Here is a 9,415-nt window from a genome sequence, read left to right as displayed (position 1 = left end):
CAGGACAGCAGCCCTACGGAGGCCCGCCCCCGCAGCCCTACGGGGGCCCGCAGCAGCAGCCCTACGGCGGCCCGCAGCAGCAGCCCTACGGCAGCGCGCCCCAGCAGCCGTACCCGGTCGTCGGCCAGTCGCCTGCGGGGTACCCCGCGTACGCTGCGCCCGCCCCGCGCCCGACGAGTGGACTCGCGACCACCTCACTGATCTGCGGCATCGCCGGTGTCGTGCTGTTCTGGGCGGTCGTTCCTCTGCTCGCCTCGATCGTCGCTGTGATCACCGGCCACATGGCGCTTCGCCAGACGAAGGCCGACCCGGCGATCGGCGGCCGAGGCATGGCGTTCGCGGGCCTGATCATGGGCTACATCATGATCGGCTTCCTGGTCATCGGCATCATCATGACCATCGTGAGTTTCGTCTTCGTCGGGGCCTTCACGCTGCCCTTCGTGTTCTCCTCCTGACTCGCGACTCGGCGCGCCGACAGGCCGCTGGCGGCGTAGGCTTGACTCATCGTGAAGAGCAAGCCACTGGTCCCTGCTGTCACCTCCCTGCCGCAGTCGCCGCAGGCCGAGGCAGACCACCGTGTGCGCCGGTACGCCCTCACGATGACGATCCGCATCGTGTGCTTCGCTCTGATGATGTTCGTGCAGCCGTACGGGTGGTACACCTGGATCTTCGCAGCAGCCGCGGCCGTGCTGCCCTACATCGCCGTCGTCTTCGCGAACGCCGGCAGCGACAGCACCGAGACGATCGCTGAGTCCCCGGTGCAGCAGCTCGAGGCCCCGGCACCCGTCATCTCCGAGCCGGTCGAGCAGGAGTCGACCGCGCCCGATGTCTTCACCATCCACGAGAGCCGCCAGGATCGCGAGTGAGTGGACTGGAGTGCTCGCGTGCCGGATGCCGGAACGCGGCGACCATGCAGGTGGTGTGGCGCAATCCGCGCATCCATGCCCCCGACCGCGAGAAGGTCTGGCTCGCGTGCGATGAGCACGTGGGATTCCTCCACGACTACCTGGCAGCCAGGGACTTTCCCGTGACCGTGAGAGATGGAGTGCCCTCATGAGTTCCCGCCTGGGTCGATGGGCCGTGTATGTGCTGATCGCGATCGGCTTCGCCGTGGCCTGCGCGTTCCTCTCGAACTGGCAGTTCGAGAGGAACGAGACGCGATCCGAGCAGATCGCGCTCGTCGAAGCGAACTACGACGCCGACCCGGTTGCGCTCTCCGCTCTGATCGGCGCCGACGGCGAACTCGACCCCGGCGATGTCTGGCATCCGGTCATCCTCACCGGCGAGTACATCGAGGACGAGCAGGTTCTCGTCCGCAATCGCCCGCACGGAGGCACGAGCGCCTTCGAGGTGCTGGTTCCGTTCCGCGACGCTGACGGGCGGGTGTTCATCGTCGACCGCGGATGGGTGCCTCCGGGCGACGGCGACTCGCCCGACGCCGTGCCCGCCCCTCCGTCCGGGGAGGTCGAGGTCATCGTGCGCCTGCGGCCCGGCGAGCAGGTGCCCGCCTCGGGGCGAGGCGCCCCCGAGGGCCAGGTGCCGACGATCAACCTCCCGACGATCGCCGAGCTCGTCAGCGGCGACGTGATCACGAGCGCCTACGGCCAGATCGTCAGCGAGGATCCGACAGCCGAGGGCACGATCAACGGCTTCGACTCCCCCACCGACGACCCCGGTCCCCATCTGTCGTACGCGATCCAGTGGATCCTGTTCGCTCTGATGGGATTCATCTTCATCGGCTACATCATCCGCACCGAGATCGTGAAGCATCGCGAAGAGGTCGAGGGCAGACCTGCCCCGGTGAAGAAGTCCCGACGGCGCGACCGCGACGCAGACGTCGAAGACGAGCTCCTCGACGCGAACGTCTGACCGGCCCGTACCGGCGCGGGGCTGATCAGTCCACTGTCACCGTGTGCGACCAGCCGCCCTCGGCGTCCGGCTCGTAGACGACCCGCGTGTGTCGGCGGTCTCTCGCACCCTGCCAGAACTCGATCCGCGCCGGCACGATGCGCCAGAGCACCCAATCGCCTTCGGCGACACCGGCCCGAGCGGACTCTGAACGGGCGGCGAGGTCTGACGCGCGCTCCTCGGCCGTCGCCTCCTCGACCCGACCGCGCACCCGCACCGCGCGCACCTGCGGCTGCCACCAGAAGTTCAGTGCCGCCGCAGGCGCCGCGTCCAGCTGCGCGCCCTTGCGCGATGACCTGGTGCTGGCGAATGCCCAGCCCTGCTCGTCGATCCGCTTCAGGATGAGAGTGCGAGCATCGGGGATCCCTTCGGCATCCACCGTAGCCAGCGTCACCGTGTGCGGCTCGGCCACCCCCGCGTCAGCTGCCGCGCGCAACCACGTGGCGAACAGCACGATCGGGTCATGCGGCAGCACACCGAGATCCCACTCCGGGGCGACGCCGGTGAGAGCGTGCCTGCCTTTCAGCCACTCGTTGAGCGAAACGGGGGCCAGGTCTGGGGCATCGTGCGTCACACTCTCGACTATGCCACCTGACGCCTGCTCCGTGCATCCGCCCGCGAGACGCTAGGCGAGCTCGATGAGGTCCTGGTACTCCTGGCTCCAGAGATCCTCGACGCCGTCCGGCAGGATCAGCACGCGCTCGGGATTGAGCGACTGCACCGCTCCCGGGTCGTGCGAGACGAGCACGACAGCGCCCTCGTAATGCGCGAGAGCACCGAGGATCTCCTCGCGCGAGGCGGGGTCGAGGTTGTTCGTGGGCTCGTCGAGCAGCAGAAGGTTGGCCGACGACACCACGAGGGTCGCCAGAGAGAGTCGCGTCTTCTCTCCTCCGGAGAGCACTCCGGCGGGCTTCAGCACGTCATCGCCCGTGAACAGGAACGAGCCGAGCACCCTGCGCGCTTCCATCTCGGTGATGTGCGGTGCAGCCGACACCATGTTCTCGAGGACCGATCGATTCACATCGAGGTTCTCGTGCTCCTGCGCGTAGTACCCGACCTTCAGGCCGTGCCCCGGCTCGAGCTGACCGGTGTCGGGCTGGTCGACCCCCGCGAGCATGCGCAGCAGCGTCGTCTTTCCGGCACCGTTGAGGCCGAGCACGACGACCTTCGAACCGCGATCGATCGCGAGGTCGACGTCTGTGAAGATCTCGAGCGAGCCGTAGGACTTCGAGAGTCCGGTCGCCATCATCGGAGTCTTGCCGCAGGGAGCCGGCTTCGGGAAGCGCAGCTTGGCGACGCGTTCTTCCTGGCGGACGTCATCGAGGCCTGCGAGCAGCTTGTCGGCACGCGCGATCATCTGATGAGCGGCAGCCGCCTTCGACGCCTTCGCCCCGAAGCGGGCGGCCTGCAGCTGCAGGGTCGTGGCCTTCTTCTCGGCGTTGGCGCGCTCCTTCTTGCGGCGCTCCTCGTCGGCCACCCGCTGACGCAGGTAGTTCTTCCAGTTCATGTTGTAGGTGTCGATGATCTGGCGGTTCGCGTCGAGGTAGAAGACGCGGTTGACGGTCTCGCCGACGAGCTCGACGTCGTGACTGATCACGATCAGCCCGCCCTTGTAGTTCTTGAGGAACTCACGCAGCCACACGACGCTGTCGGCGTCGAGGTGGTTGGTCGGCTCGTCGAGGATCATCGTCTCGGCATCGGAGAAGAGGATGCGCGCCAGCTCGATACGACGGCGCTGACCGCCCGACAGTGTCGACAGCGGCTGGTCGAGGATGCGGTCGGGCAGCGAGAGGTTGTTCGCGATGGAGGCCGCCTCGGCCTCGGCTGCGTACCCGCCCTGCCCTTCGAACTCCTCGGTGAGGCGCGCGTAGCGCTTCATCGCCTTCTCGGCGACCGCGGGGTCGTCGGACCCCATCGCGAGGGCCGCTTCGGTCATCCCGAGATTGAGCTGGCCGAGTCCACGGGCGTCGAGGATGCGCGTGCGCGCGAGGTCCTCGGGATTGCCCGATCGCGGATCCTGCGGCAGGTAGCCGAGCTGGCCCGAGCGCGTGACGCTGCCGCCCGAGGGCAGCACATCGCCGGCGAGCACCTTGGTGAGGGTGGTCTTGCCCGCGCCGTTCCGGCCGACGAGACCGATCTTGTCTCCGTCGCTCACACGGAACGACACGTTCTCCATCAGGAGGCGTGCGCCCACGCGGATCTCGAGTTCGTGCACGGCAAGCACAGCGGGATGTCCGTTCGTTCAAGGGGATTCGGGCCGAGCGGCCAAACTCCCAGTATAGATCGCCCGGCTGTGTGTTCAGTCGAAGTAGAGATCGTGGTGCAGTCGGCATCCGGGATTGAAGCCCGACGCGCACGTCGGGCACGCGGACACCTCGAGATACGCGTCGATGCGCAGGAGTGAACCGCACACCCCGCAGAGCACCGCTTCGACATCTCGCTGCAGGGTCGGCCAGCGCCGCGCGTCGTGACCGGCGAGCTGCTCATGGCACAGATGACACGGGTACCACCTGCCACAGCAGGCGAACTGCAGTGCGATGACGTCGAGCGGCCCGTGATAGTGCTCGCAGCGTGTCTGCTCGTCGACGAGAAGGCCGTGCACGGTGGTCGCACCGACGCGCACCGGCGGGGCGACAGATCTACCTCTCAGGGTGGATGCGGTCGATACCTCAGGGTGATGCCCCACCTGTCACCTGCTTCCTAGCCTTCTGAGGTGGATGTTATCAACGAGCTCGTTCTGCAGACCGTCGCATCGCCCTGGCTGTTCGCGGTGCTGTTCGCGGTGACCGTCATCGACGGGTTCTTCCCACCGATCCCGAGCGAGACCGTGCTGGTGGCGGCCGCTGCCGTGCTGGCGTCGACGGGCGATCTGTGGACTCTGATCCCCCTCGGCCTGGTCGCGGCGGCAGGAGCTGCGATCGGCGACAACATCGCCTTCGCGCTCGGTCGTCGCATGGGCACGGATCGCTGGCGCTGGATGCGTCGACCACGCGTCGCCTCGGCCTTCGTGCATGCCGAGCGTGCCCTCGCGCAACGCAGCGCGGCCCTGATCCTCGGCGCCAGATACATCCCGGTGGGCCGTGTCGCCGTGAACATGACGGCCGGTGCGGTGGGTTTCGGCTGGCGCAGATTCATTCCCCTCAGCGTCGTGGCCGGCATCAGCTGGAGCGCTCTGAGCCTGACCATCGGTCTGGTCGCCGGGTCGTGGGTCAAGGATCAGCCCCTCGCCAGCGCGGGCATCGGCATCGCCGTCGCCCTCATCATCGGTCTGGTCATCGACCGGGTCACGGCGGCTCGCCGCCGCCGCGCTCCGGTCGCTCGCCTGGCAGGATGACAGTCATGGCACGTCGTCGGCCGCGCACCGAACGCGCCTCCCGCTTCACCCGCAGAACGGCAGCGCTCTCCGTTCTCGGCGTGGCGAGCCTGGCGATCTTCATCATCACGGTGTCTCTCCAGACAGCGCTGTACGGCACGGCGCTGCCGCTGTCCTTCCTCCTCGGCGCCGCCCTGTGCGCCGCGCCGTGGCTGTCGCTGTCGCACCCCCGATCGGCGATCACGATGTTCGGCGCGGCGGCCTTCACGTTGCCCCTGCTGGTCGACCCCGCACGGGCGACCGAAGCACCCTGGCCCTGGTCCGTGCCTGCGCTCCTGACCTTCGTGCTCTTCGTCGGCGTCATCACGTTCGTGCACGGCGCCCGGCTGGGTGCCGTGACTCTCGCGATCGGCACGGTGCTCTCCCTGACCGCGCCGCTGCTGCTGCCGCAGGTCGTCGCCACGGCATCGACCTCCTCCAGCGCCACGGCGGACCTCATCGTGACCTCGTCGGTCGCCGCCGCGGTGTTCCTCGTGGCGATCCTCGTCGCAGGGCGGGTGCGCGTCTCGGCGGAGCTGACCCGCGAGCGCGAGCACTCGGCGCTCGAGGAATCGCGCCGCGCCCTCGTCGAGGAGCGCACCAGGATCGCGCGCGAGCTGCACGACGTGATCGCGCACAGCATGTCGGTGATCCAGGTGCAGGCGTCCACCGCCCGGTATCGGTTGCCGGGCATCGGCGACGAGGCCTCCACCGAGTTCGACAGCATCGCGGCGACGGCACGCACGTCGCTGACCGAGATGAGAAGGCTGCTCGGGGTCCTCCGCACCGAAGACCAGACGGCAGAGCTCGCACCCCAGCAGGGAATCGACGACATCCCCGCTCTCGTCGACACGATCAGACGTGCGGGCGTCACCGTCGGTCTCGAGATCACAGGGTCGACGACAGAGGCTCCTCAGGCCGTGCAGATCGCCGCGTTCCGCATCGCCCAGGAGGCGCTCAGCAACGCCGTCCGGCACGCCGCCGGAGCCTCGGTCACCGTGCGGGTGCAGGTCGACGATTCGTCGGTCGTCATCCGCATCCGCAACACCCACGTCTCCGGTTCCGTGCCGTCCACCGGGGCGGGTTACGGTCTGCGCGGCATGCGGGAGCGCGTCGAACTGCTCGGCGGCGTCTTCACCGCGGGCCCGACGGCGGACGGCGGGTGGGAGGTCGCGGCATCCCTCCCCGCTGTCGCCGACCCCGGGCCTATGAGCACCCCTATCAACGAGGAGACTCCGTGACGATCGACGTCCTCATCGCCGACGACCAGGCGATGGTCCGGGCGGGCTTCGCCGCCCTTCTCGACGCGCACGAGGGGATTCGCGTCTCAGGCCAGGCAGCCAACGGCGCCGAGGCCATCGCGCTCGCGGCACGCCTCGACCCCGATGTGATCCTGATGGATGTGCGGATGCCGGAGGTCGACGGCATAGAGGCGACGCGCCGGATCCTGGGGCCGACCTATCCCGCAGCTCATGTACCCAGGATCCTCATGCTCACGACGTTCGACATCGACGACTACGTGTACGACGCCCTCGAGGCAGGCGCCAGTGGATTCCTGCTGAAGGACGCACTGCCCGAAGAGCTCGTGCATGCCGTGCGTGTGGTGGCCGCCGGCGACGCTCTGCTCGCCCCCAGCGTGACCCGGCGCATGATCGAGCAGTTCGCAGGCCGCCGACCACGAACGCCACGAGCCGCCTCCGCTCTCGCCGATCTGACCGAACGCGAGCGCGAGGTGCTCGTGCTGATCGGGCGCGGTCGCTCGAACGGCGAGATCGCGTCAGACCTCTTCATCGCCGAGCAGACGGTGAAGACGCACGTGGGCAAGGTGCTGGCGAAGCTCGGCGTGCGCGACCGGGTGCACGCGGTGATCCTCGCCTACGACGCCGGCCTCGTCGAACCCGCATCCTGACAGGCGCCGCAGGCTCACTCCCGGGTAGGGGTGCGAACAGCTCCCTGGGGTGATCCCCCGCCGGTCACCGTCTTCATACGCTCCTCGGACACCCACCGAGGAGGAACACATGGCCATCGCCTACGCACCCCCGCTCGCTGCTGTTCGAGCTCCCGCCGCCGGCGGTCGCGACACCGCGATCGACTTCTTGCGCGCTCTGTGCGTGACGGGCGTGGTGCTGCTGCACGCGATCATGGTCGGCGTCACCGTCGTCGGCGACGGCCCGGTGTTCGCGAACGCGAGCGAAGGCACCTGGTGGATCGTCCCCGTCAGCTGGGCGCTGCAGGTCATGCCGCTGTTCTTCATGATCGGCGGGTTCGCCGGCTATCTGGCCTTCCGACGCCATCAGACACGCGGCGGCAGCGCCGCCGGCTTCATCGCCGCGCGCGTGCATCGGCTGCTCCGACCGAGTGTCGTCGCCATCGCCGTCGTCGGCACGGCGCTCGGCGCGCTCGCGCTGGCCGGCGTGCCGGCAAAGGTGATCGTCGTCGCCGGATTCCGTCACAGCCAACCGCTGTGGTTCCTGGCCGTGTTCCTGGGCTGTCAGGCTCTGCTTCCTGCGCTCGCGAGCGCACATGCGCGGATGCCCAGGACGACGCTCGCCCTGCTGGTGCTGGCCGCCTTCGCGGTCGACGCCCTGCGCGCCCAGACGGGGGTCGAGGGCTTGGGCTTCCTCAACCTCGCGTTCGTCTGGCTCGCACTCCAGCAGATCGGCTTCTTCCTCGCCGACGGCACGATCGAACGGCTGAGCAGGCGCGTGCGTGCGATCGCCGGAGCATCGGCGCTGCTCACGCTCCTGGCGACGTTCGCGACCGGCGTCTACTCCCCCGATCTCATCGCGAACATCAACCCGCCCACCACAGCGCTGCTGCTCGTCGGAATCGTGCACCTGAGCGTCGTCTCGCTCCTCCGAGACCGTATCGAGGCATTCAGCCGTCGGCCGATGCCGGCCGCGTTCGGCGCCTTCGTCAACCGGCGCACGATGACGATCTACCTCTGGCACATGCCGGTGCTCCTCGCGATGGCAGGCATCAGTGCGACGGCGTCGATGGCGACCGGAGTCGATCTGCCCGAGCCGAGCAGCCTCGCGTGGTGGGTGTCGCGTCCGCTGTGGCTCGGCACGGCCCTCGCCCTCACCGCGGTGACAGCGGTCGCGCTCACTCGCGCCGAGACGGCCGCATCACCTCACGCCGCCGACTCGCCTCGACGAGTGCTGGCGTCGGCCGTCGTCGGCATCTCTGCGGTCGTGCTGCTGCTCGTCGTCGGCACCACGGTGCTCTCGGCCGGGCTGGCCACGGCCGGGGCGCTCGTCGCGCTGCGGTTGGCGAGCGGGACGCGCGCACCCGAGACGCCCGCCACGGCCGCGGTCAGTGTGCGTCCGACTCCGCCGCATGGCCGAGCCGAAGTCCGGGGATGAGCGCGACCAGCACCAGTCCGAGACAGAATGCGAAGACGATCCCGAAGGATGCCGCGCCGCCGCCCAGGCTCGCGACAGCCAATCCGGCGAAGGCGATCGCCACCGCCGACCCCGTGGAGTCCGAGATCGAGAGCGCCGAGGAATTGAACCCCTGGTTGCTCTCGTCCGAGTAGGCGAGGGTGAGCACCGTGAGCCTCGGGTACAGCAACCCCATGCCACCGCCGCCGAACCCCCAGCCGACGACCACCAGCAGCGGCGCCACACCCCATGTCGCCGCCACGAGAACGAACACGAGCGCCACGAGGAGCAGCGACAGGCTGATCACCGTGATGCGCGTGTTGCCGAGTCGCTCGCCGTAACGGCCCTGCAGCTGCGAGGCGCCGGCCCAGCCGAAAGCGGCCAGCATGAGTGCGATGCCCGCCCACGTCGCACTGAAGTCGAAGCGCTCCATCAACAGGTAGGGGATGTACGCCTCGGCGGCGAAGAAGGCGCCGGCCGCGATGCCGCGCATGAGCACCACGCTCGGCAGGCCGCGGCCTGCGCGGAGCGTTCGCCGGGGAAGCAGCGGCAGTACGGCGACGGCGATCACCGCGACGGATCCCAGAGCCACAGGCCACGCGAGCGGCACCGCCATCTCCGCCGTGAAGCCGATGAGCACGGCGAAGACCGCGACCACGACGGCGAGCACGAGCCGGATGATCAGAGCGCGCCGATCCTGCGGAGTCCCGTGGCCGAGATCGACGCCCCGCAACCGGACGGCGACCATCAGGAAGGCGACGATGGTCAGCAC

Annotated in this window: 11 protein-coding genes and 1 pseudogene; 8 read left to right on the top strand and 4 right to left on the bottom strand. The window is 68.9% G+C overall.

Annotated elements, in window-relative coordinates; translation table 11 throughout:
- The 4 genes from J7E68_RS10785 to J7E68_RS10770 all read left to right on the top strand — a co-directional run.
- A partial coding sequence (locus J7E68_RS10785; protein ID WP_215172462.1) for a DUF4190 domain-containing protein occupies window positions 1–455 on the top strand: 455 nt, incomplete at its 5' end.
- A 51-nt stretch (window positions 456–506) separates the two neighbouring features.
- The gene (locus tag J7E68_RS10780; protein ID WP_215172460.1) at window positions 507–866 is read left to right on the top strand and encodes a DUF3099 domain-containing protein; all 360 of its coding nucleotides are present in this window, start codon (window positions 507–509) and stop codon (window positions 864–866) included.
- Window positions 863–1,057, top strand: coding sequence for a hypothetical protein (locus tag J7E68_RS10775; protein WP_215172458.1), 195 nt, complete (start codon window positions 863–865; stop codon window positions 1,055–1,057). The genes J7E68_RS10780 and J7E68_RS10775 overlap by 4 nt, the downstream gene beginning before the upstream one ends.
- Window positions 1,054–1,869 (top strand): SURF1 family protein, encoded by an 816-nt coding sequence (locus tag J7E68_RS10770; protein ID WP_215172456.1) that lies wholly within the window; start codon window positions 1,054–1,056, stop codon window positions 1,867–1,869. The genes J7E68_RS10775 and J7E68_RS10770 overlap by 4 nt, the downstream gene beginning before the upstream one ends.
- 25 nt (window positions 1,870–1,894) lie before the next feature.
- On the opposite strand, the gene J7E68_RS10765 is transcribed toward J7E68_RS10770, so the two are convergent.
- The 3 genes from J7E68_RS10765 to J7E68_RS10755 all read right to left on the bottom strand — a co-directional run bounded on the left by J7E68_RS10765 (window position 1,895) and on the right by J7E68_RS10755 (window position 4,594).
- The gene (locus J7E68_RS10765; protein ID WP_311416815.1) at window positions 1,895–2,482 is read right to left on the bottom strand and encodes a pyridoxamine 5'-phosphate oxidase family protein; all 588 of its coding nucleotides are present in this window, start codon (window positions 2,480–2,482) and stop codon (window positions 1,895–1,897) included.
- 51 nt (window positions 2,483–2,533) lie between these two features.
- The gene (locus J7E68_RS10760; protein WP_215172454.1) at window positions 2,534–4,132 is read right to left on the bottom strand and encodes an ABC-F family ATP-binding cassette domain-containing protein; all 1,599 of its coding nucleotides are present in this window, start codon (window positions 4,130–4,132) and stop codon (window positions 2,534–2,536) included.
- A 75-nt stretch (window positions 4,133–4,207) separates the two neighbouring features.
- Window positions 4,208–4,594 (bottom strand): CHY zinc finger protein, encoded by a 387-nt coding sequence (locus J7E68_RS10755; RefSeq protein ID WP_311416814.1) that lies wholly within the window; start codon window positions 4,592–4,594, stop codon window positions 4,208–4,210.
- A gap of 27 nt (window positions 4,595–4,621) precedes the next feature.
- Between J7E68_RS10755 and J7E68_RS10750 the strand changes: the two genes are divergently transcribed.
- The 4 genes from J7E68_RS10750 (at window position 4,622) to J7E68_RS10735 (ending at window position 8,625) form a co-directional block, all read left to right on the top strand.
- Window positions 4,622–5,242, top strand: coding sequence for a VTT domain-containing protein (locus J7E68_RS10750; protein ID WP_215172452.1), 621 nt, complete (start codon window positions 4,622–4,624; stop codon window positions 5,240–5,242).
- Between the two features lie 5 nt (window positions 5,243–5,247).
- Entirely contained in the window at window positions 5,248–6,501 is a 1,254-nt protein-coding gene (locus J7E68_RS10745) for a sensor histidine kinase (RefSeq protein WP_215172450.1), read from the top strand.
- Window positions 6,498–7,169 (top strand): response regulator transcription factor, encoded by a 672-nt coding sequence (locus J7E68_RS10740; RefSeq protein WP_215172448.1) that lies wholly within the window; start codon window positions 6,498–6,500, stop codon window positions 7,167–7,169. Before J7E68_RS10745 ends, J7E68_RS10740 begins: the two co-directional genes overlap by 4 nt.
- A 109-nt stretch (window positions 7,170–7,278) precedes the next feature.
- A complete protein-coding gene (locus J7E68_RS10735) occupies window positions 7,279–8,625 on the top strand; it encodes an acyltransferase (protein WP_215172446.1) in 1,347 nt (448 codons plus the stop codon).
- Here the strand turns inward: J7E68_RS10735 and J7E68_RS10730 are convergent.
- Window positions 8,576–9,415, bottom strand: a pseudogene (locus tag J7E68_RS10730) (MFS transporter); the annotation flags it as partial. The gene J7E68_RS10735 and the pseudogene J7E68_RS10730 overlap by 50 nt on opposite strands.

Origin of the sequence: Microbacterium sp. ISL-103 (assembly GCF_018613995.1) — a bacterium.
Classification (GTDB): Bacteria; Actinomycetota; Actinomycetes; order Actinomycetales; family Microbacteriaceae; genus Microbacterium.
Note: the sequence above shows the minus strand (reverse complement) of the source record. Positions and strands in the feature narration are given on the sequence as shown.

Excerpts from the sequence above, each read along its gene's own strand:
- J7E68_RS10745 (WP_215172450.1), top strand. The coding sequence starts at position 5,248 with ATGGCACGTCGTCGGCCGCGCACCGAACGCGCCTCCCGCTTCACCCGC.
- J7E68_RS10770 (WP_215172456.1), top strand. The coding sequence starts at position 1,054 with ATGAGTTCCCGCCTGGGTCGATGGGCCGTGTATGTGCTGATCGCGATC.
- J7E68_RS10735 (WP_215172446.1), top strand. The coding sequence starts at position 7,279 with ATGGCCATCGCCTACGCACCCCCGCTCGCTGCTGTTCGAGCTCCCGCC.